24 protein-coding genes are annotated in these 24,413 nt (G+C 36.6%); 16 read left to right on the top strand and 8 right to left on the bottom strand.

Annotation, left to right across the window (positions count from 1 at the left end):
• Positions 1–3 precede the first annotated feature (3 nt).
• The 7 genes from BN2144_RS06455 (at position 4) to BN2144_RS06485 (ending at position 9,349) form a co-directional block, all read left to right on the top strand.
• Positions 4–789 carry a CPBP family intramembrane glutamic endopeptidase gene (locus BN2144_RS06455; RefSeq protein ID WP_082195158.1) on the top strand — a complete coding sequence of 262 codons (786 nt, stop codon included), beginning with the start codon at positions 4–6 and terminating at the stop codon, positions 787–789.
• 133 nt (positions 790–922) lie between these two features.
• On the top strand, positions 923–1,975 hold the full coding sequence (locus BN2144_RS06460) for a M42 family metallopeptidase (protein WP_033827455.1): 1,053 nt from the start codon (positions 923–925) through the stop codon (positions 1,973–1,975).
• 740 nt (positions 1,976–2,715) lie between these two features.
• Positions 2,716–3,753 carry a LacI family DNA-binding transcriptional regulator gene (locus BN2144_RS06465; RefSeq protein ID WP_033827456.1) on the top strand — a complete coding sequence of 346 codons (1,038 nt, stop codon included), beginning with the start codon at positions 2,716–2,718 and terminating at the stop codon, positions 3,751–3,753.
• A 40-nt stretch (positions 3,754–3,793) separates the two neighbouring features.
• A complete protein-coding gene (locus BN2144_RS06470) occupies positions 3,794–5,467 on the top strand; it encodes a glycoside hydrolase family 13 protein (RefSeq protein WP_033827457.1) in 1,674 nt (557 codons plus the stop codon).
• 305 nt (positions 5,468–5,772) lie between these two features.
• The gene (locus BN2144_RS06475; protein WP_033827458.1) at positions 5,773–6,168 is read left to right on the top strand and encodes a MerR family transcriptional regulator; all 396 of its coding nucleotides are present in this window, start codon (positions 5,773–5,775) and stop codon (positions 6,166–6,168) included.
• Entirely contained in the window at positions 6,165–7,682 is a 1,518-nt protein-coding gene (locus BN2144_RS06480) for a class I adenylate-forming enzyme family protein (protein ID WP_033827459.1), read from the top strand. The genes BN2144_RS06475 and BN2144_RS06480 overlap by 4 nt, the downstream gene beginning before the upstream one ends.
• The gene (locus tag BN2144_RS06485) at positions 7,679–9,349 is read left to right on the top strand and encodes an acyl-CoA dehydrogenase family protein (protein ID WP_033827460.1); all 1,671 of its coding nucleotides are present in this window, start codon (positions 7,679–7,681) and stop codon (positions 9,347–9,349) included. The genes BN2144_RS06480 and BN2144_RS06485 overlap by 4 nt, the downstream gene beginning before the upstream one ends.
• 150 nt (positions 9,350–9,499) lie before the next feature.
• Here the strand turns inward: BN2144_RS06485 and BN2144_RS06490 are convergent, their stop codons facing one another.
• The 3 genes from BN2144_RS06490 to BN2144_RS06500 form a co-directional block, all read right to left on the bottom strand.
• Entirely contained in the window at positions 9,500–10,006 is a 507-nt protein-coding gene (locus BN2144_RS06490) for a GNAT family N-acetyltransferase (RefSeq protein WP_033827461.1), read from the bottom strand.
• A 257-nt stretch (positions 10,007–10,263) separates the two neighbouring features.
• Positions 10,264–10,935, bottom strand: coding sequence for a bacillithiol biosynthesis deacetylase BshB2 (gene bshB2 / locus BN2144_RS06495; protein WP_033827693.1), 672 nt, complete (start codon positions 10,933–10,935; stop codon positions 10,264–10,266).
• A gap of 41 nt (positions 10,936–10,976) precedes the next feature.
• Entirely contained in the window at positions 10,977–11,324 is a 348-nt protein-coding gene (locus BN2144_RS06500; protein WP_033827462.1) for a YojF family protein, read from the bottom strand.
• A gap of 733 nt (positions 11,325–12,057) precedes the next feature.
• Between BN2144_RS06500 and nagA the strand changes: the two genes are divergently transcribed.
• From nagA to phnF, 3 genes are read left to right on the top strand one after another with little or no spacing between them, the layout of a single operon-like run.
• Positions 12,058–13,257, top strand: a complete 1,200-nt coding sequence (gene nagA, locus BN2144_RS06505) for an N-acetylglucosamine-6-phosphate deacetylase (protein ID WP_033827463.1) — start codon at positions 12,058–12,060, stop codon at positions 13,255–13,257.
• Between the two features lie 52 nt (positions 13,258–13,309).
• Positions 13,310–14,065, top strand: coding sequence for a glucosamine-6-phosphate deaminase (nagB, locus tag BN2144_RS06510; protein ID WP_033827694.1), 756 nt, complete (start codon positions 13,310–13,312; stop codon positions 14,063–14,065).
• Positions 14,058–14,783, top strand: a complete 726-nt coding sequence (gene phnF / locus BN2144_RS06515; protein WP_033827695.1) for a phosphonate metabolism transcriptional regulator PhnF — start codon at positions 14,058–14,060, stop codon at positions 14,781–14,783. The genes nagB and phnF overlap by 8 nt, the downstream gene beginning before the upstream one ends.
• Positions 14,784–14,901: 118 nt before the next feature.
• Here phnF and speE read toward each other — a convergent pair whose 3' ends face one another.
• Positions 14,902–15,768 (bottom strand): polyamine aminopropyltransferase, encoded by an 867-nt coding sequence (gene speE, locus BN2144_RS06520; protein WP_033827464.1) that lies wholly within the window; start codon positions 15,766–15,768, stop codon positions 14,902–14,904.
• Positions 15,769–16,023: 255 nt separating this feature from the next.
• Here speE and BN2144_RS06525 point away from each other — a divergent pair, with 255 nt between their 5' ends.
• Positions 16,024–16,317 carry a YwdI family protein gene (locus BN2144_RS06525; RefSeq protein ID WP_033827465.1) on the top strand — a complete coding sequence of 98 codons (294 nt, stop codon included), beginning with the start codon at positions 16,024–16,026 and terminating at the stop codon, positions 16,315–16,317.
• A gap of 18 nt (positions 16,318–16,335) precedes the next feature.
• The gene (locus BN2144_RS06530) at positions 16,336–16,707 is read left to right on the top strand and encodes a DUF423 domain-containing protein (RefSeq protein ID WP_033827466.1); all 372 of its coding nucleotides are present in this window, start codon (positions 16,336–16,338) and stop codon (positions 16,705–16,707) included.
• A gap of 81 nt (positions 16,708–16,788) precedes the next feature.
• On the opposite strand, the gene gerQ is transcribed toward BN2144_RS06530, so the two are convergent.
• The 3 genes from gerQ to hemQ form a co-directional block, all read right to left on the bottom strand.
• Positions 16,789–17,289 (bottom strand): spore coat protein GerQ, encoded by a 501-nt coding sequence (gene gerQ / locus BN2144_RS06535; RefSeq protein WP_042337695.1) that lies wholly within the window; start codon positions 17,287–17,289, stop codon positions 16,789–16,791.
• A 333-nt stretch (positions 17,290–17,622) separates the two neighbouring features.
• The gene (locus BN2144_RS06545) at positions 17,623–18,045 is read right to left on the bottom strand and encodes a cell wall hydrolase (RefSeq protein WP_033827468.1); all 423 of its coding nucleotides are present in this window, start codon (positions 18,043–18,045) and stop codon (positions 17,623–17,625) included.
• A gap of 339 nt (positions 18,046–18,384) precedes the next feature.
• Positions 18,385–19,137: a hydrogen peroxide-dependent heme synthase gene (hemQ, locus tag BN2144_RS06550; protein ID WP_033827469.1), complete on the bottom strand. Its 753-nt coding sequence runs from the start codon at positions 19,135–19,137 to the stop codon at positions 18,385–18,387.
• Positions 19,138–19,396: 259 nt separating this feature from the next.
• Here hemQ and pta point away from each other — a divergent pair, with 259 nt between their 5' ends.
• Together pta and BN2144_RS06560 are read left to right on the top strand one after the other, a co-directional pair.
• Positions 19,397–20,368: a phosphate acetyltransferase gene (gene pta, locus BN2144_RS06555; protein ID WP_033827470.1), complete on the top strand. Its 972-nt coding sequence runs from the start codon at positions 19,397–19,399 to the stop codon at positions 20,366–20,368.
• Between the two features lie 176 nt (positions 20,369–20,544).
• On the top strand, positions 20,545–21,387 hold the full coding sequence (locus BN2144_RS06560) for an octanoyl-[GcvH]:protein N-octanoyltransferase (RefSeq protein WP_033827471.1): 843 nt from the start codon (positions 20,545–20,547) through the stop codon (positions 21,385–21,387).
• A 123-nt stretch (positions 21,388–21,510) separates the two neighbouring features.
• On the opposite strand, the gene BN2144_RS06565 is transcribed toward BN2144_RS06560, so the two are convergent.
• Positions 21,511–22,236 carry an RsfA family transcriptional regulator gene (locus BN2144_RS06565; RefSeq protein ID WP_033827472.1) on the bottom strand — a complete coding sequence of 242 codons (726 nt, stop codon included), beginning with the start codon at positions 22,234–22,236 and terminating at the stop codon, positions 21,511–21,513.
• A gap of 362 nt (positions 22,237–22,598) precedes the next feature.
• On the opposite strand from BN2144_RS06565, the gene BN2144_RS06570 reads away from it, so the two are divergent.
• Both BN2144_RS06570 and BN2144_RS06575 read left to right on the top strand, forming a co-directional pair.
• A complete protein-coding gene (locus tag BN2144_RS06570) occupies positions 22,599–22,820 on the top strand; it encodes a YuzB family protein (protein WP_033827473.1) in 222 nt (73 codons plus the stop codon).
• Positions 22,821–23,040: 220 nt separating this feature from the next.
• A complete protein-coding gene (locus tag BN2144_RS06575; protein ID WP_033827474.1) occupies positions 23,041–24,345 on the top strand; it encodes an HD domain-containing protein in 1,305 nt (434 codons plus the stop codon).
• Positions 24,346–24,413: the final 68 nt, after the last annotated feature.

A 24,413-nucleotide genomic window follows, 5' to 3' on the forward strand; every position in this document is an offset into this window, starting at 1 on the left:
GAAATGGTACAGAAAAGAAGAATAAAAGGAATGATTATTTATATAGCTATTGGAATTTTAGCAATTTTATCAATGTACCCGATGCAAAAACAAGTGCTTGAAACACAATTGGACCAAATACCTGTCACACCAGGAATGTCAATAGAAATGTTAGCGGTCCTCTCATTAATTAATCCATTGATACTATTAGTGATTGCATTAATTGCAGGATATTTTACAGCTGATAAAGTACGACTATTTTCAATGATGATCCATCCGACCATGACAGGGTTCGTTGAATTAAAAAAAGGATTGAAACCTGCGCTCATTGGTGGAACGATATTCGGAATCATTGCTATTTTATTTGATTTTATTATGCGGCCTTTTTTGCCAGATGTATTTTCGGGACCGATACAAGCACCTAAGCTAGGAAGTCTTGTACCAGAAATTCTTTATGGTGGAATTGTCGAGGAGTTACTCATGCGGTTTGGTTTTATGAGTTTAATCGTATTCCTTCTCTGGAAACTGTTCCAAAAAAGAAGAGAAACACCAACAAAGGGTATTTATGTAATAGCAATTATAATAAGTGCTCTACTTTTTGCTTTCGGACATTTGCCAGCTACTATGGCGATAACAGAAATGACCGCAATTGTCTGGATTCGAATGCTATTTTTAAATGGAGCGGGTGGACTCTTATTTGGTTGGTTATTTTGGAAATATAATTTAGAAACAGCGATGGTTGCACATATGATGGCACATGTTGCAATGGATGTAGTTGTTCTTTTGCTTGCTGTTTTTATACCGCATTAACATGGCAGTTATTGTCCGAAAAGGTTCACATGATATAAAGGAAATTTTTATATTCAAATATTTTTCCAACACCATTTCCATAAATTGTGATTAAATAAAACTATGAAAAAAGTTAGTTGAAAGGAAGATAAATGTGACCTACCAATCCAACAGTAAAGAAACACTTGAACTTATTAAAAAGCTAGTTTCCATTCCAAGTCCATCCGGAAACACAGAAAAAGTTATTTGCTTTGTCGAGGATTTTTTTAAAAAGATAGGAGTAGAAACATACCGCAATCGAAAAGGTGGATTGATTGCAACAATTAAAGGGAAAGATGACACAAAGCATCGGATGTTAACGGCACACGTTGATACATTAGGTGCGATGGTAAAGGAAATAAAAAATAATGGTCGCCTTCGTTTAGATTTAATCGGTGGCTTTGCGTGGAATTCCATTGAAGGAGAGTATTGTGAAATAGAAACAGCGGAGGGAAAAGTTTATACGGGTACAATACTTATGCATCAACAATCCGTCCATGTTTATAAAGATGCTAAAACAGCAGAACGAAATCAACAAAATATGGAAGTGCGAATTGATGAAAAGGTAACGAACGCCGAAGAAGTACGGGCACTCGGTATTGAAGTAGGTGATTTTGTCTCCTTTGATCCACGTGTCCAAATTACAGATTCAGGGTATATAAAGTCACGCCATTTAGATGATAAAGCAAGTGTTGGCATTCTAATGAATTTAATAAAACATATAACAAGAAATAATATTGAACTACCATATACAACGCATTTTTTAATCTCTAATAATGAAGAAATTGGTTATGGGGGTAATTCGAATATTCCACCTGAAACGGTTGAATATTTAGCAGTCGATATGGGGGCCATAGGTGATGGTCAATCAACTGATGAATACACAGTGTCAATTTGTGTAAAGGATGGAAGTGGTCCATATCATTATAAATTGCGAAAACGACTTGTCGAACTTGCGAAACAAAATCAAGTTCAGTATAAATTAGATATATATCCTTACTATGGATCGGATGCTTCAGCAGCAATACGTAGTGGTCATGATATTGTTCACGGCTTAATAGGTCCTGGTATTGACTCATCTCACGCATTTGAACGGACACATATTTCTTCCATACAAAACACGGAAAAACTTCTTTACCATTATTTATTATCGAATATGATTGATTAACATGAAGGGGCTGTCCAGAAAGTTGTATTTTTGATTTCTGGATGCCCATATTCATCTTCAATATGTTGGTATATCAGTATTCTTAATTGATACATTATTGGGGATATCCATTTTTCGGACTGCCCTCTATGGAGCAGGAATCCGACAATCGTCATCAAAAAGGTTGAGAAGCCTCGAGGTTGTGGGAATTTTAAAAAGGTTTCAAACCTCTGGTATGTGAATGTTGCCACTATAATCATTTGATTCCTAATTGACGTAAAGAGCGCTTTTATACGTCATGCTCGGTAGGTTCAGTGAAAATTGGCTTTATACTCCTGAAGTTTGGTAACATCCGTAAAAACTAGTTTATAGAAAGAATTTATAAGCCGAACGTGATGGGGATTCCGCAAAAAAGGGTTCATAGAAGCGATCTATGAGCCAAAAATGAGGAGTGTTTTTAATATGTGAACCCCTTAACGTTATAGTTGTTCAAACGTTTGTACAAAATCTATTACATAGAATCTTATTGTTAACTTCCTAGAATAAAAGAAATTCTCCCAAATAAAGCTATATAAAGCATTGATTATTTATAGTATCAATGGTAATATTATAGTGCAATTATGCAAACGTTTTCCCTACCTCCTCAATTAACAATCTAAAAATGATAAATACGAATAAATGTAAAAAAATCACTTGAATAAATTCCATTATGAAGACAATCATTTAAAATTTTGTTCTTTAATAGAAACGTGGTGAGAATCATGGCAGTAACGATCAAGGATGTTGCTAAAAAGGCGAATGTTTCAATCTCAACTGTTTCCCGTGTATTATCAAATAGTCCAAAAATTAGTGAACAAACAAAGCGTCATGTCCGTAAAGTTATTAAGGAATTAGGTTATCATGCAAATTTAACTGCGCGATCATTAGTACAACAAACAACAAGAACAATTGGTATTGTGATGAAAAACTCTTCAAGGGAAGCGCTCCATACAACTTTTTTGCCTGAAGTTTTGGGTGGAATAACAGCGATTACAAGTAAGTATGAATTTAGTATACGACTGGCTATAGGTGAATCTGAAGAGGAAATATTCCAAGATGTGACAAAAATGGTACAGGGGAAGCAAGTGGATGGTGTCATTGTTTTATACTCGAAAAAGGATGACCCTGTAATTAACTATTTAAAGGACAGTCAAATCCCATTTGTGATTTTAGGAAGGCCAACAAAAGATATAAATAAAATTACTTTTGTTGATAACGATAATCGACAAGCAGCTATGGATGCAACGAACTATATCATTCAGTTAGGACATAAAAGAATTGCCTATATTGGTGATGATACGAAATTTGAAGTAGCTAAGTTACGTATTACAGGATTTCGTCAGGCGATACTTGATAATGGGCTTAAGCTGCAAGAGAACTTTATAAAGTATATTAACGGAAACTATGAAGAGGGATTTGAAGCAGTAAGGGAATTAATGTCACTACCGAATCGTCCTACGGCTATCGTGCTCTCTGATGATATTAATGCACTTATTGTTTTATCTGCATTATCAAATTTAGCTATAAAGATTCCAGAGGATGTTAGTATAATCAGTTTTAATAATTCAACGATTGCTAGAATTACTTATCCGCGATTGACAACAGTAGATGTGCAAGTTTATCAGCTTGGACAAGAGGCTGCAAAGGCGATAATCGAACAAGTGAATGAACCGAATGTGATAAAGAAAAGCTTACTTATTCCGACGGTTATTATAGAAAGAGAATCATGTAAAAAACTAACAACTGTAAATGAAATTTAACAAATAAACAGTGAAAATAATCTAAAAAGAGGTGTGCAGCATGAAGAAAAAGTGGTGGAAAGAAAGCGTTGTATATCAAATATACCCACGTAGTTTTAAAGATAGTAATGGGGATGGAATTGGTGATCTTCAAGGCATTATTGAGAAACTAGACTACTTAAAAAATTTAGGGATTGATATTATATGGCTATGTCCAATTTTCAAGTCACCGAATGATGATAACGGTTATGATATTTCCGATTATCAAGACATTATGGATGAGTTTGGAACAATGGAGGATTTTGATCAATTATTAGACGAAGCCCACAAGAAAGGGATAAAAGTTGTTCTTGATTTAGTTGTTAACCATACAAGTGACGAACATCCATGGTTTATTGAGTCACGATCCTCGAAGGAAAACCCAAAACGCGATTGGTACATATGGCGCGATGGCAAAGATGGAAAAGAGCCAAATAATTGGAAGTCCATCTTTGAAGGTTCCGCTTGGGAGTATGATGAAGAAACCGACCAATACTACTTTCATTTATTCTCAAAAAAACAACCAGATTTAAATTGGGAAAACCCTGAAGTAAGAAGAGCGTTGAAAGATATGGTATGTTGGTGGCTTGATAAAGGGATTGATGGTTTCCGTATTGATGCAATCTCACATATTAAAAAGCAACCAGGTTTTCCTGATTTACCAAATCCAAACAATGAAGATTATGTTGATGCCATGCCGTATACAAGAAATGTGGAAGGAATCGACGAATGGTTAAGTGAGTTTTCTCAAGATACATTTAAAAACTATGACATTATGACAGTTGGAGAAGCAAACGGTGTAACAATTGAAGATGCGGACCGTTGGGTTGGCGAAGAACATGGTTATATGAATATGATTTTCCAATTTGAACATCTTGGCTTATGGGATAAAGAAGTAACGCAAAAGCTTGATGTTGTCGCATTAAAGAAAGTGTTAACAAAATGGCAAAAGGGATTAGAAAATCGGGGCTGGAATGCACTCTTTTTCGAAAACCATGATCAAACTCGAAGTGTGTCGACTATAGGGAATGATAAGGAGTATTGGAAGGAAAGCGCCAAGATGCTCGCAACGGTCTATTTCTTCATGCAAGGAACCCCTTATATTTATCAAGGTCAGGAAATCGGGATGACAAATGTTAAATACCCAAATATTGAAGATTATGACGATATTAGTATGCGCAATTACTATAATGTTGAGCGGGCAAAAGGTCGTTCCCATGAAGAGGTTATGGAAGTTGTATGGAATAAAACTCGTGATAATTCACGGACACCGATGCAATGGGATGCGAGTCCAATGGCGGGGTTTACAACGGGGAATACATCGTGGCTTGGAATTAATGAAAATTACGTTGATATTAATGTTGAACAGCAAGAAAAGGATCCTGATTCAATTTTGAATTATTATAAGAAAATGATTCAAATTCGTAAAGAACATGAATTATTTGTCTATGGTACGTATGATTTATTGTTCCCAGATGATACGAAGCTATTTGTATATACTCGTACACTCGAAAATAAACAAGCCATTGTTATTTGTAATTTCAGCGAAGAAGAAACAGACTTTACCCGGCCTGAGGAGTTAGTTATGAAACACTCGCAATTGTTGCTAGCAAACTACCCGAATGTTGAAAATGAACTACCCGTTGAAATTACATTAAAACCATATGAAGCTAGAATCTATTTGTTGGAAAAATAATCGTCTAACTTATAGTAGGAAATTCGTTTAACACCAGCAGGAAAGTATGAATAGTAACGTTAGAAACGATACAATACCGAATTAAGGAATGATCCGCAAAATAGAATACAAGCGAAACGAAAGGGGCTATTCAGAAGTAATTTCTGGATGCCCCTTTTCATGTTTCAAAACTATGATATATCAACTTTCTTGATGATCATATTTTTGGGGATGGCCCTTTTTTAATAAAAGCTAAAATTTTATATTGACCTTTACGTAAACGTTAACTATAATATAAATAAAATTATCGGAAAGTTGTGATTTGTATGGAAACCATTTATACCATTTCAAACTTAGCGGAAGAGTTCGATGTAAGCACACGTACAATTCGATATTATGAGGAGCTTGGATTAATTCATCCGAAGCGGACGGATGGCGGACAGAGAATGTATACACGGAAAGATCGCGCGCGGCTTCGACTCATTTTACGAGGAAAACGTTTTGGTTTTTCCTTAGAAGAAATATCCGAGATGATTTTGCTGTTTGATGATGACCGTACTGGAGAAAGACAACTTGAGGTTACGATTGAGTATGGATTAAGAAAAATAAAGGAGGTGGAGGAAAAAATTCAAGATATGCTTTCATTAAAACAAGAGATGGAAGGATTAGTTGAGGATTTTCAAAGACGGCTAAGTAATATAAAAGGGGAGAAAGGGAAATGAATATTTCAGAACTCTTGGCTCGTAATGGGAGAAAGTTTGCAAATAAAGTAGGGTTTATTTCGGGAGATTTACGTTTAACATACAAAGAAGTAGATGATGTAGTTAATCGTCTTGCAAATGCTTTGAAAAATCGTGGTGTTTCCAGGGGAAAGAAAGTCGTATTATTCTCGCCAAATACAATTGAGTTTGTTTATAGCTATTTTGCCGTTCAACGTCTAGGTGCCATTATTGTACCTGTAAATGCAAAATTAACAACGGGTGAACTGAAATATATTATTGAACATAGTGAAGCAAAGACATTTATTGGACACCATATTTTATGGCCGCAAGTTGCTCCACTTATAAATGAATATGCAATAGATTGGATTTCTACCGCACCAGGGATTGTAGGGGTGGAGAATTTATACGATTTAATTGAAGGCGGTACCAATGATATGATTGAATGTGACTTAACGGAGGATGATTTATCGACAATGTTATATACGTCCGGAACAACCGGAAGTCCAAAAGGTGTTCTCTTTTCTTGCCGGAATATTTTAACTGTGGCAACGATGATGTGTATTGAGACTGGAATAAATGATGATTCAATATTATTGCATATGATGCCTCTGAGTCATTCCGCACCATTACACTTGTTTTTTGCAGCTGGTACGTACGTCGGGGCAACACATGTATTAGCACCAACCTTCACACCAGATTTGCTTTTACATCTCATATCGAAGGAAAAAGTTACGCATTTCTTTGGTGCGCCAATTGTTTATTTAGCAACTGCCAATCATCCAGAAATCAATCGGTATGATTTAACGAGTGTAAAACGATGGGTTTATGGAGCAGCACCGTTATCAGCACCTGAAGTTCAATTCATTCAGGAAAAGTTTAAGACAGACCAACTCATGTGTGTTTATGGATTAACCGAGGCCGGTCCGAATGGTACGTATTTAAGTCCAGCGGAGCATTCGACAAAGGCAGGTAGTGTTGGTAAGAGAGCGGCACTAAATTGTGAGATTCGGATTATAAACGAAAACGGAGAAGATGTAGGGACAGATGAAATAGGGGAAGTTCTATTACGTGGGGATGGAAATATGGTCGGCTACTATAAGAATGAAGAAGCGACAAGTGAAACGCTACGGAATGGATGGATTTATACGGGGGATATGGCAAAGATTGATGAGGACGGCTTTATTTGGATTGTCGATCGGAAAAAGGATTTGATTATCTCTGGCGGTGTTAATATTTATCCTACTGAGGTTGAGAATGTCTTAAAAACTCACCCTGATATTGTTGATGTAGCAATAATTGGTGTACCACATAAAGAATGGGGAGAAACAGCAAAAGCATTTATCGTAGCTAGTAAACCAATAGATAATCTAGATCAAGTATGTAGAGACTTTTTAAAGGATAAATTGGCTAAATATAAAATCCCACGCCTCTATGAACAAATTGATGAGCTTCCACGAAATGCAACAGGGAAAATTTTAAAACAACCTTTAAGAGAGAAGGTGCAAAATAAATGAATACATTCATAACTCAAGAACAGGCATTAATACGAATCTTAAAGAAAAAGTTAAAACCTGAATTATACGAATATGCGGTGCGGGAATTAAATATATTTTATGATAAATGTTATAACGAGTTTGATGAGCGTGCAACGTATACGGATCGTGACGGACAACCGAAACTAGTAAAATATAATAAGTTTGGAGAAGAAGTTTCTGAGATTTGGGTGAATGAAGGATATAAACAAACAGTAAGTGATACTTACAATGCCGGTATTGTCGGTTATGTTCACAAGGAGATACCGGAGTTAGGTGAAAAAGGGAATTATTTATATAGTTATGCACAAGGTTATCTCCTCTCTCAAGTAGAGCCTGGATTTTATTGTCCAGTAACACTTTCAATGGCAGTAGCTTACGTAATTGACCATTATGCAGATGTAGAATTAAAAGAAAAATTTTTACCGCATGTTTTGTCGACGGGTGAAGTTGAACTGTATGAAGGCGCTACTTTTCTTACTGAACGTCAAGGTGGTTCAGATGTTGGAGCGAACGAGGTAAAGGCAGTTTGTCAAAATGATGGAACGTACCGAATATACGGTGAAAAATATTTTGCCTCAAATGCGGGCCAGTGTGGCGTTGCTGCGGTATTAGCACGGATTGAGGGGAGTGAGCCAGGAACAAAAGGCTTGAGTTTATTTTTAGTTCCGTGGCGTAAAGAGGATCAGTCAATCAATCATATTCAAATAAGAAGATTGAAAGATAAACTAGGCGTAAGAGCAGTTCCTTCTGCAGAGATTGTTTTTGAAGGAGCGAAAGGGTATCTTGTTGGTGATGCAAAAAGAGGTTTTTACTATATGATGGAAGCACTAAATTTATCAAGGGTATGTAATGCGGTTGCTTCACTTGGGATTATGAAACGGGCACTAAAAGAATCAATTGAATACGCTAATTGGAGAAGTGCATTTGGGAGTCCAATCATCCAATACCCAATGATACAAGAAACATTGGCAACGTTACAGGCTCGCTTTGAAGTCCAACTCTCTGCACTATTTGAATCTATTGAACTGTTTGACTTTGTAATGGGAAATCCCGAACAAGCCACACGGGAGCAAATAGCTATGAACCGACTAAATATAGCCTTGTTAAAAGCAAGAACTGCGGATGAAGCAATCGATTTTTCTCACCAAGCGATTGAAACCCACGGAGGAAACGGGTATATTGAAGATTTTGTTACGCCAAGACTTTTGCGTGATGCTCAAGTATTAACTGTTTGGGAAGGAACGGCAAATATTTTAGGTTTGGAAGTACTTCGTCTAATGAAAAAATACGAAGTCCATCAGTTGTTCTTGAAACAAGTAGGAGAAAAATTAGAATCTTTAACTTTGGATGGAAAAAGGTTGGAAAAGGTGAAAGAACGATACGAAAATCTAAAATTGATGTTCTACTCTCTAGCTGGTGGAGTTGAGTCTGTACAAACATACCACGCGAAAAGAATTGCAAACGAAATGACAAATTTATTGCTGGCAACTCATGCGATAGAACGAGTTGAGAACGATCGGGATTATGTTATTGCCCAAATCTATATCGACCATCTTTATCGTGAAAATGGTTTTGATGATGAAATGTTGCCTTGTAAGTATTTCAAGGAAATTATAGGAGTTAGTCCAGCTGTTTTACAAAAATAGGTTGATCTTGTGAACTGTCGGAAAACAAAAGAGCCAGGCACCCTCAAGCACAGGAATCGGTTGTATTTCTTTATCTTGTGATTTTGAAGGGTGCTTGGAACTTTTTAAATCGTCCATTTTATTTGGGGGTTAGGAGAGGCAATCCATAAACTAGTTTTCTAGATATATCCAGTAATAACAGCTACCATTTTGTACTTTTTCTAATACTCCCCGATTATTTTCTATTACTTTACGGGATCCAATATTGTCATCATCACATGTTAATAATACTTCAGTTAGCCCTTTCCTTTTTGCCTGCGTTAAAATCTCCTGTAATAAAATAGTCGCATAACCTTGTTTTCGAGCAGTCGGGCGAATACAGTAGCCAATATGTCCCCCATGTTCTCTCAAGGCATCCGTTAAATAGTGGCGAAATTTTCCGTAGCCAACAGGAATTCCATTGACGTAAAGCCAATAGATTGTTTGCGGTACCATATTAGGCAATAAATTTATCCCGCGAGAAGTTTCGAAGTTTTTTACTAGCTTCCGTTTAAACTGGTCCATGTTATCTGCATATAAGCTATTAACGAATCCATTTCCTCCCCCACCAATTTCCTGTATCATCTGCAATAATTCTCCCCCATCTTCTATTTGTAGTTCGCGAAGTTCGTAATTCATCCGTGATCCTCCTAAAGTAGTAGTTTGAAATAGGTCGTTTTATTAAAGATTGTTGCTTGTTGAAGAAAAAGTTTATTGTTGTTGAAGCATGATTCCTTGGTGCAAGGGCCTAAGAAGATTATTCGAGGAAGCAGTTCTGGCTGAGGTCGTGTCCTAAGGATGCCCGTCCACTCGAGCGAATAACAACAAAGTTTTCAATAATAGCCTAATAGAAAAATAGAGCCAGCTTCTGCTTAAAACTGACTCTAGCTCCCATATTAATCATTCCATTTATATGTCCAAAACCGTTCAAATTGTAACCATTTTATCGCATCTGGGTCTTTTGCTTCTAGTCGCTTAGACATATCATCGTAAAACAAGGCTGTTTGTGTTTCATGTGCTTTTATTGCCTCAATTTTTTCATTTGAACAAGCAAGTACATCATGAATAATATCTGGTTTCCCCAATTCCTCTTCACAATTATTAGAAAAAGCGACACAATGAAGTTTAGGTCGTGATTCTTTCGGAAGACGTTCGACTGCTCGCACAACAGCTCTCCCAGTAGCCTCATGGTCTGGATGTACAGAATATCCAGGATAAAATGTAATAATTAAGCTTGGATTTAGCTCGTCAATGATTTCAGAAATGAGGTTACTAACCTTTTCTTCATCTTCAAATTCCACCGTTTTATCACGGAATCCAAGCATCCGTAAATCTTTTACACCCATAGCCTTTGCTGAATTTTGTAATTCCTTTTTTCTAATTTTCGGGAGAGATTCCCGTGTTGCAAAAGGTGGGTTCCCAAGGTTCCGGCCCATTTCCCCTAATGTTAAGCACGCATACGTAACGGGTGTCCCTTGTTTAACATGGGAAGCAATCGTTCCTGAAACGCCAAAAGCCTCGTCATCGGGATGGGGGAATACGACTAGAACATGCCTTTCTTTGTCAATCATAAATAAAAAACTCCTTTCAATACTAAGTCTTTTAAAATCTATTCAAATGGTGTTCGACTAATTTCTAATGCGATTGCTAATTTACCCGAAGGATCTAACCCGGCCATTAAAAGACGCCCGTATTCATCTAACTCATAATGGGTTAATCCTTCACCATAAATCCAACCGAATTCCATTTTAAGGCCAACTCGAAACGGTCCTTCTCCGGCAATCGCTCCTCTTTCATACCGTACCCTTGCATTGCGAATAAACGCTCCGGCATTGAAAAATGAAGCGTCATGATGAGTTGCATACGCACCATTCGTCGTTTCTAAATGTATATAAACATCTTCATTTACAAATTGATTAATTAGTTCTTGCACTCGCGATTTATTAAATGGCTCCATAAAAATGTACAACCTCCTCTGGAAGAATTATATTTAATTATAATTCACAGTCAAATAAATAAAAAGATTAAAGCCTTTATAGAAGGGGGCTATGGGCTGAAAATAATGGGGATTCTTCGGGGATTGGTTCATGGAAGGGGGCTATGAGCTGAAAATAATGGAGTTTCCACGAAAAAGGGTTTATAGAAGAGTTCTATGAGCCGAAAATGATGTGGATTCCGCAAAAAGTGGTTCATAGAACGAATCTATGAGCCCGAAAATCGGTTGAAGGATCAAAAATGGGTTCATAGAACGAATCTATGATCCCGAAAATCGTGTGAAAGAACAAAAATAGGTTCATAGAAGAGTTCTGTGATCCAAAAATGATTGCAAACCTCTGCATTTTTCTGCACTTTTCTATTGCAAAATACAACAATCAAAAGTGTACATAAACCTATTGACATTTATACAATGTGACACTTATTAAAAACAGGAAAATTGTTACTTTTTCCTCTCATAGCATATTCCTCTAAGGTAATCCCCAAATTGTGTGAAATCATCATAAAAAATACTCTTCCAAATTAATGTGCAAAAAATTCAGCATATTAATTTGGAAGAGTACAGAGATTAAGCCGGATAATATAAAGTGGAGATTTACAGTTTTACTTTCCGAAAATAAAGCTGACTCAAAATGGTATAGACAACTAGATAAGGTAAATGATAAGCTTAAAATATAAGAAAGGAAGTAATGAAAATGAACAATACTTCAAACCGGATCCTTCTCAAAAATATGAGAGTTTTTGCAGGAGATCAAATGATCGAACACGGATACATTAAGATGGAAGATGGGAAAATAACGGACATTGGCGATGTAGAGAACTTACAAACAGATGGTGATGATTATACAGAAGTTGCCATTTTAGAAAACTATATTGCTGTTCCTGGTTTTATTGACATGCATATTCATGGAGTAAATGGAGCAGATACGATGGACGCTACAAAGGAAGCTTTAGATACGATGACCGAGTCGTTACCGAAAGAAGGAACGACGAGTTTTCTTGCAACGACAATGACTCAACATGTAGATGCAATTGAAAAGGCGCTTCGTAATGTAGGTGATTATATTAAAAATGGCTCCACACCAGGAAGAGCTGAAATTATAGGTATTCATTTAGAGGGACCGTTTGTTAATAGTGAAAAAGCTGGTGCACAGCCAGAAGAATTTATGATTAACCCAGATATTGAAATTTTTGAAGAATGGCAAAAGCTTACGAATAATATGATTAAATTAGTAACGGTTGCTCCTGAATTACCAGGAGGATTACCTTTTGTTCGACATCTAAACAGTCATGGGGTTATCGCTTCAATTGGGCATACGAATGCGACTTATGATCAAGTGGTGGAAGCAATCGATGCGGGTGCAACTCATGTAACACATTTATATAATCAAATGCGTGGTTTGCATCACCGCGAACCTGGCGTTGTCGGTGCAGCTTTCCTTCATGAAGAGCTAAAAGCAGAGATGATCGTAGATGGCGTTCATGTTCATCCGAAAATGGTCAAATTGGCGTATGAACAAAAGCATGATGATGGCTTAATTTTAGTTACGGATGCAATGCGAGCAAAATGTTTACCTAATGGTACGTATGACTTAGGCGGGCAAGATGTTCATGTGAAAGATGGTAGAGCTACTTTAGCCGACGGAACTTTAGCTGGTAGTATTTTAAAGCTCGGTCAAGCAGTTAAAAATATGATTGAGTTTTCAGGCTGTACACTGAAGGAAACAATTCAAATGGCTTCGGTTAATCCAGCCGTACAATTAAATATTTTTGATAGAAAAGGAAGCATAGAAGTAGGGAAAGACGCTGATATTGTTATTTTAGACGATCAATTAAATGTTCAATATACGTATTGTATGGGGAAGTTAGCGTATGAGAAAAACGACGGAGTTTAATCCCAGAAACAGAATGGGGGAAAATGAGCTATACGATTGGAGAGGAATTATGATGAAAATTATTAAAGTAAAAGATTACGAACAACTGAGTAATACGGCGGCAAAATTTATCATTGAACGAGTAAAAAACAAACCGAATATCGTTTTAGGATTAGCGACTGGTGGGACTCCTGAAGGAACATATAAAAATGTAATACAAGACCATCAACAAAATGGAACGAGTTATGAACAAGTAGTGACTTTTAATTTGGACGAATATATCGGCTTACCAGGTTCTGATAAAAATAGTTACCGCTATTATATGAACGAACATCTTTTTAACCATATTAATGTCAAAAAAGAGAATACACATATTCCTAATGGAGAAGCAAGTAATGTAAAGCAAGAATGTGAAGATTATGAAGGGCGCATTCAACAAATTGGCGGTATTGATTTACAAATTTTAGGTATAGGTGAAAATGGTCATATTGGATTTAATGAGCCTGGCACTTCTTTTAACTCTCGGACTCATGTCATTGGATTGACAGAAGAAACACGACAAGCGAATGCACGTTATTTTCCAAGTATCGAACATGTTCCAGCCCATGCAATTACGATGGGAATCGGTACAATTATGGAGGCGAAAGAGATTATTCTTCTTGCATCAGGTGAGAAAAAACGGGAAGCGATGAAAAAATTAATAAATGGAGAAGTTACAGAGGATTTCCCAGCATCCATTTTACAAAAACATCAAAATGTAACGATTATTGCTGATGAGGCATCACTTTCAGATGTTCAACTTAGTGGAGATGGGAAACTTGATCATTAATAAAAAGTCTCATGTGCCCATTTATTTTCAGTTGGAAGAGGCAATTAAAGAGCAAATTGAAAAAGGAATACTGAAGCCTGGTGATTTACTACCATCTGAACGAGAATATGCAGAAGAAATTGGTGTCAGTCGGATGACAGTGAGACAGGCGATTACAAAGTTAGTTCATGACGGGTTTTTATATCGAATTCAAGGAAAAGGAACCTATGTCGCAGAGGGAAAAATTGAACAGCCTCTTGCTCGTATTACAAGCTTTACGGAGGATATGATCAGAAGGGGATTGAAACCAGGAAGTCAATTGTTAAGCTTTGAGACAATTACTGCTAGTCCCTCAATCGCTAAACAGTTAGAAATCAATGAACATAGTCCTGTTTATGAAATTAGAAGGATCCGCCTAGCCGATGGTGTCCCAATTGCTTTAGAAACAACTTATATTGATGCCAATCTTTGTAGAGGATTAGACGAAGACATCATTACGAATCAGTCCTTGTATGAATTCATCGAAGGACACCTACAGTTGAAAATTGCAAATGCTACACAAAGTATTGAATCTTCCATTGCTGATATAGATGAAGCACAATATTTAGATATAAATAAAGGGGCACCAGTACTTTTAATTGAGCAACGAACTTTTTTGGAAAATAGCGTTCCAGTGGAGATTGTCAAATCTGTTTACCGTGCCGACCGTTATAAATTTAAAGTTCAATTAAAACGATAAGTAGATAACGAACGATAAACAATCTCATACAGTAAAAGTGTAAAACCTGCCTTCTCATTGGAAAGGCGGGTTTTACGTGCTTCTTATCTTCTGTGGCGAAAAGTTTTTTCATCTTCTATTAATCATTCGGAACAATCCTTTTCAAAAATTCAGGTAAAGCAAAGCAATTTTGTAAAACTTCTTGATTAAAATAATGGGTCTCTACATGTTTTCCTTTTACTAGTGACGTATGAATTGGACTTACTTTCGAACCAATTGTAAAACTCCACATTCCACCTGGGTAAGTAGGAACAACTGCAGTATATGTTTTAGCATATGAAAATAATTTCTCAAAATTTTTTCTTGTTTGTTTCACGATCTTTTGTTGAAAAATAGGTGACTGGCTTTGACAAACAAGAATTCCATCCTTTTTTAATGCATGATGTAAATGTTGATAAAAGTCATACTCAAATAAAGCTTCTGCCGGTCCGACTGGATCAGAAGAATCAACAATAATGATGTCGTATTCATCCGTCTTTTCTCGAGCAAATTGTAATCCGTCTGTGAAAATAAAGTTCACCCTTGGGTCATTTAAGTTTCCTGATACTTCTGGGAGATGCTTTTTACAGGAAGAGACGACAAGCTCGTCAATTTCGACCATATCTATTTGTTCAACCGTTTCGTATTTCGTTACTTCTCTTGCTGCCCCACAGTCACCTCCACCAATGATAAGGACCCTTTTCGGATTCGGATGGAGTTGGAGTGGGACATGAGTAATCATTTCATTATAAATATGACCGTCCATCGCAGTCGTTTGAACGACCCCATCAAGAACAAGCATTCGACCAAAATCATCGGATTCCACAATCATAACATGTTGAATCGGTGATTGCTCTGAGAAAATAATATTCTTTAAACGATAACTAACTTTTAAATGGTCGCGATCATCTTCTGTGAGCCATAGCACGCCATTTCTTTCCTCAATCCAAGAAGGATACTTTACCACTTCGTCATCTCCTTTATCATTTTTATAAACTTAGTGTAACAATAATTGCTGGTCGATGCTATTTTAACATGGAATATGTCGAATCATGTAGGTTTAGCGGGGAATCTTCATCGGTAATCGCAAACGGGCATAAGCGATATTGTTTGTGTTTTATAGCCGATATACTCATAGCTTGCTATTCCGTTCCATTTCTAGATAAAATAAGGATAGTTATTCAGCTTGTCCGAAAAAAATAGCTGAAAAGAAGGTGAAATGATGCAAATCTCTTATCAATCTCTTTTGAATAAAATGGGTGAGAAAATAAATGAGGCAAGACTAGAAAACGCCGATGCCAAAATACGAGAACATGTGCAGGCGATTAAAACCCTTTGTGAAGTTATTCTTGAAGAAACAAGCGGAAATAGACGGCATGAAGAGTATGTAAAACCAGTACAGACACAATCACTACCAACTCAACCGACTGTAGTGGTCAGTCAGCCGAATACGTTAATGGAGAAAAAACTACAAACAGATGATGGGGCAAATGGCGATTCTTTATTTGACTTCTAATAAGAAAGGGAGAGGACAATGAATATCTTTTTATTTTTAGGTGGGTTAAATGGATTTTTATCAGTAGCTTTAGGGGCTTTCGGAGCACATATTTTAGAAGGAAGATTAAGTGACCATTATTTATCAACGTGGCAAACAGGTGTCCAGTATCAAATGTTTCATGCAGTAGCCCTACTAGCAATTGGCATTCTCCTATCAAAGTTTCCAGACAGTTCATTACTCTCTTGGTCAGGTTGGTTATTCTTTGTTGGGATTGTCCTATTTTCAGGAAGTTTATATATTTTAAGTATTAGTGGAATAAAAGTACTCGGTGCAATTACACCAATTGGAGGAGTATCCTTCTTAGCGGCCTGGATATTATTAATGGTCGCTTCTAGTAAATTATTTTAATCAAGATATCGTATATGAATATATAAGAAAAATAGGGCTGTAAATGGATTTACCTTTTTTCCAATTACAGCCTTTCATCGGTTACCGTGGTTGATATGTTGCCGCTTGTTGAAATCCAGGAGCAAACGGATAGTTGTAGGAAATTTCCTCTTCGAAAACAGCATAATTAAAGTAAACCATTGGTAATAAGTAACGATAGCCAGTTTCAGGGTCACTTAAGATTAAATGATCACGGCCTGCAGCTTCGACAATTCCTCGAAAAACCTTTGAATTCCATTCTTGACTGCCTTCAAATGACATATAAACGGTAACTAATTTTCCTTTGTTAAGTCGTAAAATATTTTCAATGTATGATTGTTCGATTGGAAGCATGCCAGGTACTTGAACGCCAGTTGATGCCATCCCTGGCGTTTGCATCATTGTTCCAGCTGGAATTTGTGGAAAAGTAGGCATAAAAGCAGCACCTTGTTGTTGACCCTGCTGGACAGGTTGGGAGAATTGATACCCCGTATTAGTTTGGTAAGGATTCACTTGGCGGTAATTAGAGTTATTATAGCCTCCGTAAGTTCCTTGATTGGACATAAAAAAACCTCCTCATAAAATCGATCATTCATCTTTTGACAGTCTTGAAGGGTAGACGTATCCCTATTTTGAAACTGCCTAATATGAAATGCACCAAGCCGCATTTGTGCCCGACTTTTTTTCGAGCTTCCTTAAAGAAAAGTTCCCTTTGAAAAATCGTGGCATCCGCCGGGGGCTTTAGGTCAACACGATGTTGGTCACTTAGGAAAATCCACACTGTTTGAGCGCCACAAGTCTTGCGTTCCTTTATTTCAGCGGAATTTGAACCCTTAGCAGTTTGGCCTCTTGCATTCATCCTCCACTTGTAGCAGTGGGGGAAATCTTTGAATAAAGTTAGAAAACAGAAGGGCATACGGATTGACTTGGAGAGTAGAAACAATGTGACTTATGACGACCGGAATTCCATTGGTTAAACCATTGGGCAGGGCAGCCTTCAGTAGGCATGAAAAACCATAACGAATTGGATGCAGGATGGAATCGCTCTCCATTCACTACTCTCCTTGCCAAGCGAATTTCATTTTGCCTGGCTGGCTGATAAAAATATCCTTTTTGAGTAGCTTCAAAACCACCCGGAGATTGAAATACCATCTGCCTTAAGGTTCGAACATCGCGAAAGTCAAGGCAGTCTGCTCGAACACGGTTGACACCAACATTCCCGACCATCAGCATACCGAGGTTGCCCTCACCCTCGGCTTCCGCTCTGATTAGTCTTGCAAGCAGTTTAATTTCTGCTTCGTTAGTAGCAATGACAGCCAAAAATAATCCCCCATTTCAGAAAAAGAGTTAGGCTCTAATCTCCATTGTATGAGGGATTGTTAGTGATGGTTCATAGATTTAAAGAAATTACTTCATGTAGTAGGAGGTTTGTAGGAAAACATAGCTTTAAAAGGAAATAGAATGACTACACTTCATATATATGCAGAAGTCTTTTTGCTATTCCTGAAAAGATGACAAAAAAATAGGAGCAACCGCCTGTGCTCCTCATTCTTGCTCTTTTATCGTACAATTTTGTCGTGAATGACCGTAGTACCCCATTGCAAATGGTTCATAATGAGTTGAGAAAATTTTCGTGACCTTAAATAATTGTAATCGAGTCTATTCAATATTCATCATTGCTTCAAAACGTTCGTTATCAAGTAAGGTTCCGACGAAGAATGAACCAAATTCACCAAATCGTGCACTTGTTTCATCAAAGCGCATTTCATAAACAATCTTTTTAAATTGAAGAACATCATCTGAGAATAGTGTCACACCCCATTCCCAATCATCGAAACCGACAGATCCAGTAATAATTTGCTTTACTTTACCTGCATAGCTTCTACCAATTAATCCGTGACTTCTCATAAATTCGCGGCGTTCTTCCATTGATAACATGTACCAGTTATCATTTCCTTCACGACGTTTATCCATTGGATAGAAACAAACATATTTTGATTTTGGAAGTGAAGGATATAGTCGAGATTGGACGTAAGGATTTTCATACGGATTACTGCCATCATCCTTTGCTAAATAGCTGCTCAATTCTACGACAGATACATAGGAATAGGCAGGGATTAAATATTCAGCCAATGTTGTTTTATTTAATGCTGTTTCGATTTCATTTAATTCATCCATTGTTGGACGTAAAATCATGAACATAAAATCTGCCTTTTGGCCAACAATCGAGTAAAATGCGTGACTACCTTGTTTTTCTTCATCAACCATTTGCCATTTATGTAAAATACGTCGAAATTCATCAAGTGCTTTTTGTCTCTCTTCAGAAGATAATTTTTTCCATGAAGTCCAATCAATATGACGAAAATCATGTAAACAATACCAACCATCTAACGTTTGTACTGCCTCACTCATTGGAAACACTCCTTGTTCAATTTTCCTATACTATAACATAATTTAACTTTTAAATTCTCCTTTCATGCATTTGACAAATTTGTGAATAAAACATCTTTGCTATCCGCTTTATTTTCTTCTGCTTGAAAGAATAGTCTGTCAGAAATTGAAGAACAATACGCATACACGTGTAATATTTTTTCACAATAACATATATGACTTGCATTTTTTTTCACAAATAGTATGCTAAAAATGGATATTTTAAAGGAGGATGTAATACATGGATTTATTCTCAATTGTGAAAGAAAAAGTAGCTGGAAAAGATTTGAAAATTATTTTTCCAGAAGGGTCTGATGAACGAATTTTAAAAGCAACGTCACGCCTTGCAGCGGAAAATATTTTAAAACCAATTTTAGTAGGTAATGAATCAGAGTTAACGAATAAAGCAGAAGAGTTAGGTCTATCTATAGAAGGTATTGAAATTTTAGATCCGAATACATATCCTGAAATGGACATGCTTGTAGAAAAATTTGTGGAACGACGCAAAGGAAAAGCAACGGAAGAACAAGCTCGCCAATTATTAAAAGATGAAAACTATTTCGGAACAATGCTTGTTTATTTACATAAAGCAGACGGCCTTGTCAGTGGTGCCGCTCATTCTACTGCAGATACAGTTCGTCCAGCACTACAAATTATTAAAACGAAACAAGGTGTTAAGAGAACTTCAGGGGCGTTCATTATGGTTCGTGGTGATGAAAAATATGTATTTGCAGACTGTGCCATCAATATTACATTAGATGCAGAAGGTTTAGCTGAAGTAGCGGTTGAAAGTGGAAAAACAGCAAAAATGTTTGATATTGATCCGAAAGTGGCGATGTTAAGTTTTTCGACAAAAGGATCAGCGAAATCAGAAGAAACTGAAAAAGTAGCAGAAGCAGTAAAATTAGCGAAAGAAATGAATCGAAATTTAGTTGTAGATGGGGAATTCCAATTTGACGCTGCATTTGTACCATCTGTTGCTGAGAAAAAAGCACCAGGTTCTGTTATTAAAGGAGATGCAAACGTATTTGTTTTCCCAAGTTTAGAAGCAGGAAATATCGGTTATAAAATTGCTCAACGTTTAGGGAATTTTGAAGCTGTCGGACCAATTTTACAAGGATTAAATGCCCCTGTAAATGATTTATCCCGTGGCTGTAATGAAGAAGATGTCTATAAATTAGCTTTAATTACTGCAGCACAAAGCTTACAATAGAATTTATAAAGGAATAGGAAGAGTTAAGAAAGTTGGCTTATGGAAAAACCTTTTACATATTAATGAAGGCGAGTAAGTCAACTTTTTCTTTATAACTAGAACGGTCATGACTGTTCGTGATAGTCAAGTAAAAGCCTAGGTGAGGTGCTTTTACGTTGTAGATAGGAGAATAACGTATGGAAGATGTTCTTTCACTTCTTCAACAATCAGAATGGAGAATTATTGATCAATCTAGCTTAGGTCCATTGTTTCATCCACTTCAATCATTCGCGATGGATGATACGTTATGTGAATCAGTAGGAACAGGCAAGTCAAAAGCAGTTGCCCGGACGTGGGTACACTATGATTCCATTATTTTGGGGATTCAAGATATTCGACTGCCTCATTTAGAAGACGGACTAAGTTATTTAGAAGAAGAAGGTTTCCGATATATTGTACGTACTTCAGGTGGACTAGCGGTCTTTTTAGATGAAGGTGTATTAAATATCACTCTAATCTTCCCAGAAAAAGAAAAGGGAATCGATATTAACCGTGGCTATGAAGCGATGTATCGATTTGTACAGCTAATGTTTGCCGATTTAACTGACCAAATTGAGGCACGTGAAATCCATGGTTCTTATTGCCCAGGGAGTTATGATTTAAGCATTAATGGGAAAAAGTTCGCGGGAATTTCACAACGGCGTGTAAAAAAAGGTGTCGCTGTACAAATCTATTTATGTGTAACAGGTAGCGGGAGCAAGCGTGCGGAAGTGATTCGTCAATTTTACGAAAAAGCCTTGAAAAATACGGAAACGAAATTTGAATATCCGAAAATAAGGCCTGAAGTAATGGCTTCTTTAACAGAATTGTTAGGGATAAATTTAACTATTGAACAATGTATGATGCGATTTTTGCAAGTTTTACAGAAAATTAGTGGTGGGAAATTTTACAGTAGTCAATTAACTGCAGAAGAAAGTAACTTATATGAACGGTATTATACAAGGGTCATTGAGCGTAATGAAAAATGGCTACCGAAGTAATGTTGGACGATATTCAGGCGCTAAATGATCATCAACTTCTCTTTTACCTGTTGTATGAAGGATGAAAAGGAGCTGTATTTAGTCCAGCTCCTCGTATATTCATATTCTGTTGTTACCAAACCGTTATTCAGCAACTTTTTCAAGATTTCCGTTACGGTCCATCTTAAAAGTTGATGACGGTGCCTCCTCTTCATCAAATAATACAAGCTTTCTCGCTCGATTCATAATCTTTACTAATGTCTCATAATCTTCTTGCATCGTTGTTGAATTTTCTTCTAATTCCTTTACTTTCTCTTCCAGTTCTGCATTTTGTTTTCGTAATTCTGCTAATTCCCGTTTTAATCTTTCATTCTCGCTTTTATAAATGGTTGCTTGTAGATTGGAATTGTTCAAGTTTTGTAAAAAGTGAATGACTGTATCCATCGTAATATTTTGTGTTGCTACTGTTGTCGTTGCGCTTGGTGTAACAACTTGATGCTCAATCGTAGGTATGGCATCATGATTTTCTGTCGTTTCACTTCCAACTGGACTTAATTCTGTTGATAGTTCCAATTCTTCAAATGTTGGCATCGGTGGTTGATATAACAGCTTTTTCTTTCCACCGTGATCTTTTCCTAATAATCTTTGTTTCTGTTTCCGTTGTTTTTTAGCTAATTGTAATGCTTTCTCATACTTATGGCGTACAACTGCATTCCAACGAAAACCACAGGCTGCACTTGTTCGGTTTAACTTGTCACCAACCTCTTCAAAAGCATTTAATTGAGTACTTCCTTCTCGAACATGTCGTAGAACGGTTTCTGCTAACAATAAATCATTTTCATCTGTCCATGCATCTTGACGTACTTTCATTATTCTCAACTCCCAAATTCGTTTATTATTGTCCTTATTACATGTTTGTTAGTTTTTGGATAAAGGACTCCCTTTTTAAAGTTCAGTAGTACTATGATGGACATTTTTTTAGAAATTTATACAAATAAAGATAAAAGGATAATAGTTTTTTATTTTTTTTAGTTAGCGTATATGTTGAATGACAATACGTTTAGGAAAAATGAATATTTTACAATTTAATCAACTCTTTTTCACATACTTGATATTCAAATTCCTTGGTTGTACAATACCAATTAGTGATTAATTGACATCGTTCAACAAAATATATCATTTCCAGACGGATTTTCATAAAGAAATTTTCGTATTGAAAGGACTGTAGAAAAATGGCAAACGAATTTCGAGTTTGCGATGACTGCCAAGCAGTGAATCTAAAAACATTAATTCCCAAATTAAAAGAATTGGACCCCGATGCAGAAATAAAGATTGGTTGTCAATCTTACTGTGGGCCAGGCCGGAAAAAAACGTTTACTTTTGTTAACAACCGTCCTGTTGCGGCTTTAACGGAAGATGAATTAATGGAGAAAGTAAAGCAAAAATTGAAATGATTATTTTAACATGGGCTGTGGAACCGTTCAGCCCTTTTTTATTTGTTAATATTTACGAATGTAATTTTATTATGAATGAATGACATTAGAGGAAAGTATCTGACTATGCCGATAAAAATAAAGTTTTGAAAAACAGTTGAGTGAAAAAATGTGGAAAGGGATGAAACGAACGGGAAAACTCGATATAATGGATACATGAAATAAAGGAAGAGGGTTTACTATGGGTTACGCAACGGAAAAATTGAGAGAAGAGAAGGTTTTCAAAGACCCTGTCCATAGTTATGTTCATGTTCGTGATCGGGTAATTTGGGACTTAATCGGTACGAAAGAGTTCCAAAGACTAAGACGGATTAAACAACTAGGTACGACATTTCTTACGTTTCATGGTGCAGAACATAGCCGTTTCAGCCATTCGCTAGGTGTGTACGAAATTGTCCGGCGAATTGTCGACGATGTCTTTAAAGGTAGAGCGAAGTGGAATGAATCTGATCGACTTCTATCTCTCTGTGCTGCATTACTCCACGATTTAGGACATGGTCCGTTTTCCCATGCATTTGAAAAAGTATTTGAATTGGATCATGAATATTTTACTCAATCCATTATTTTAGGAGATACAGAGGTCAATCAAGTACTAAATAGAGTCGAGGCTGATTTTCCTAAAAAAGTAGCTGAGGTGATTGCCAAAACATCGGAGAATAAACTAGTCATTAGTTTAATTTCCAGCCAAATTGATGCTGACCGAATGGATTATTTATTAAGAGATGCCTATTTTACTGGAGTGAGTTATGGACATTTTGATATGGAACGAATTTTGCGTGTTATGCGGCCTCGGGAAGATCAAGTTGTTTTTAAGAAGAGTGGGATGCATGCAGTTGAAGATTACATAATGAGCCGGTATCAAATGTATTGGCAAGTATATTTTCACCCAGTATCTCGATCTGCAGAAGTAATTTTACAAAAAATCCTCCATCGTGCAAAAGAACTATATGGGCAATTTTACCAATTTAAACATGAACCGAAGCATTTTATTACCCTTTTTTCCGAACAACCGAAGTTAAAAGATTACTTAGAATTGGATGAATCCGTCGTTCTATACTATTTTCATGTTTGGCAAGAAGAGGATGATCCGATTTTAAAAGATTTATGTTATCGCTTTTTAAATAGAAACTTATTTAAATATATTGAGTTTGACCCAGCCACAGAATATAAAAAATATATGAATCTTGTGAGCTTATTTACTAAAGCGGGTATAAACCCAGAATACTATTTAGTACTCGACTCTTCCTCGGATCTCCCGTATGATTTTTATCGACCTGGTGAGGAAGGGGAGCGGTTACCAATCCAATTATCGATGCCAGATGGGGAAATTCGTGAATTATCTCGGGAGTCTGAAATTGTTGAAGCGATTAGCGGGAAACGACGAACAGATCATAAGTTATATTTTCCTCTTGATCTGGTGAAGGATGAATCCACTAAGAAAACTGAGAAAAGACAAATTCAAGAATTACTAGGCATGAACAGTTGACCTAATCACAATCAAGAATATGCCCAAGCCCAAATATAAAGTAGTTGATAAAGTAGGAGATGAAATGA

Source organism: Bacillus andreraoultii (genome assembly GCF_001244735.1).
In the GTDB taxonomy this organism is placed as follows: domain Bacteria; phylum Bacillota; class Bacilli; order Bacillales; family Caldibacillaceae; genus Caldifermentibacillus; species Caldifermentibacillus andreraoultii.

Excerpts from the sequence above, each read along its gene's own strand:
- BN2144_RS06570 (WP_033827473.1), top strand. The coding sequence starts at position 22,599 with ATGGCAAACGAATTTCGAGTTTGCGATGACTGCCAAGCAGTGAATCTA.
- BN2144_RS06500 (WP_033827462.1), bottom strand. The coding sequence starts at position 11,324 with ATGGAGCCATTTAATAAATCGCGAGTGCAAGAACTAATTAATCAATTT.
- BN2144_RS06575 (WP_033827474.1), top strand. The coding sequence starts at position 23,041 with ATGGGTTACGCAACGGAAAAATTGAGAGAAGAGAAGGTTTTCAAAGAC.
- gerQ (WP_042337695.1), bottom strand. The coding sequence starts at position 17,289 with ATGTCCAATCAAGGAACTTACGGAGGCTATAATAACTCTAATTACCGC.
- BN2144_RS06465 (WP_033827456.1), top strand. The coding sequence starts at position 2,716 with ATGGCAGTAACGATCAAGGATGTTGCTAAAAAGGCGAATGTTTCAATC.
- BN2144_RS06565 (WP_033827472.1), bottom strand. The coding sequence starts at position 22,236 with ATGAAAGTACGTCAAGATGCATGGACAGATGAAAATGATTTATTGTTA.
- BN2144_RS06490 (WP_033827461.1), bottom strand. The coding sequence starts at position 10,006 with ATGAATTACGAACTTCGCGAACTACAAATAGAAGATGGGGGAGAATTA.
- nagB (WP_033827694.1), top strand. The coding sequence starts at position 13,310 with ATGAAAATTATTAAAGTAAAAGATTACGAACAACTGAGTAATACGGCG.
- BN2144_RS06480 (WP_033827459.1), top strand. The coding sequence starts at position 6,165 with ATGAATATTTCAGAACTCTTGGCTCGTAATGGGAGAAAGTTTGCAAAT.
- pta (WP_033827470.1), top strand. The coding sequence starts at position 19,397 with ATGGATTTATTCTCAATTGTGAAAGAAAAAGTAGCTGGAAAAGATTTG.
- BN2144_RS06485 (WP_033827460.1), top strand. The coding sequence starts at position 7,679 with ATGAATACATTCATAACTCAAGAACAGGCATTAATACGAATCTTAAAG.
- BN2144_RS06470 (WP_033827457.1), top strand. The coding sequence starts at position 3,794 with ATGAAGAAAAAGTGGTGGAAAGAAAGCGTTGTATATCAAATATACCCA.
- BN2144_RS06475 (WP_033827458.1), top strand. The coding sequence starts at position 5,773 with ATGGAAACCATTTATACCATTTCAAACTTAGCGGAAGAGTTCGATGTA.
- BN2144_RS06455 (WP_082195158.1), top strand. The coding sequence starts at position 4 with ATGGTACAGAAAAGAAGAATAAAAGGAATGATTATTTATATAGCTATT.
- BN2144_RS06560 (WP_033827471.1), top strand. The coding sequence starts at position 20,545 with ATGGAAGATGTTCTTTCACTTCTTCAACAATCAGAATGGAGAATTATT.
- hemQ (WP_033827469.1), bottom strand. The coding sequence starts at position 19,137 with ATGAGTGAGGCAGTACAAACGTTAGATGGTTGGTATTGTTTACATGAT.
- BN2144_RS06525 (WP_033827465.1), top strand. The coding sequence starts at position 16,024 with ATGCAAATCTCTTATCAATCTCTTTTGAATAAAATGGGTGAGAAAATA.
- nagA (WP_033827463.1), top strand. The coding sequence starts at position 12,058 with ATGAACAATACTTCAAACCGGATCCTTCTCAAAAATATGAGAGTTTTT.
- BN2144_RS06530 (WP_033827466.1), top strand. The coding sequence starts at position 16,336 with ATGAATATCTTTTTATTTTTAGGTGGGTTAAATGGATTTTTATCAGTA.